Raw genomic sequence first — 832 nt, 5'->3', positions numbered from 1 at the left:
TTATCTGAGCCATAGGATTGTTGCGGCCAGAGCGATCATGGCTTTGTAGTTTCGAACGGTTTTCTCATATCGTGTGGCGATGCGTCGAAACTGCTTGAGCTTCGAGAAGCAGCATTCGACGAGATAGCGCTGAGCATAGAGTTGCTTGTCGAGCGGATACTTCTTGGCACGCGAGGGGTTGTTCGGGATGACCGCTTGCGCGCCCTTGTCGGCAATGAGTTTGCGTAGCCGATCGCTGTCGTAGGCCGTATCGGCCATGACGACCTCGGCTGGCAGGTCTTCGATCAGGAGATCGGCTTGCGGTGCATCGCCTTTCTGACCGGCGGTCAGAATGAAACGAACGGGACATCCAAGGCCACGCACGGCCATATGGATTTTGGTGCTCAAGCCGCCGCGCGAGCGACCAAGGGCCTGATCTTCAGCCCCTTTTTTGCGCCGGAGGCGTGCTGGTGGGCGCGAATAATAGTGCTGTCGACGATCAGATATTCGAAGTCGGTATCCTCCGACATGGCTTCGAAGACACGCCACCAGACACCCTTTTGGCTCCAGCGGCTGAAGCGGCGAAACACGCTGTTCCAATCACCGAACACCTCCGGCAGATCGCGCCAGGGCGAACCCGTCCGCACGATCCACAAGACCGCTTCCACAAACATGCGATTGTCACGTCCAGACGAACCGCGCGTGCGATCGTCGCCAATGATATGACGAGACATCCGCTCCCACTGGTCATCTCGAAGAATGAGACGATCTAAAACACCCATGACTGCCTCCAAAAGACAGTCTTGAATCTGATTTGCTCACCTTTGGGAATCCCAAGAGTCCACGACTCCTA

At 56.2% G+C, this 832-nt stretch carries 1 pseudogene; it reads right to left on the bottom strand.

Annotation, left to right across the window (positions count from 1 at the left end):
* Positions 1–713 (bottom strand): annotated as a pseudogene (locus AF337_RS41455) (IS5 family transposase).
* Positions 714–832: the final 119 nt, after the last annotated feature.

Origin of the sequence: Rhizobium ecuadorense (assembly GCF_001187535.1) — a bacterium.
Classification (GTDB): Bacteria; Pseudomonadota; Alphaproteobacteria; order Rhizobiales; family Rhizobiaceae; genus Rhizobium; species Rhizobium ecuadorense.
This window is presented reverse-complemented; position numbering and strand designations above follow the sequence as displayed.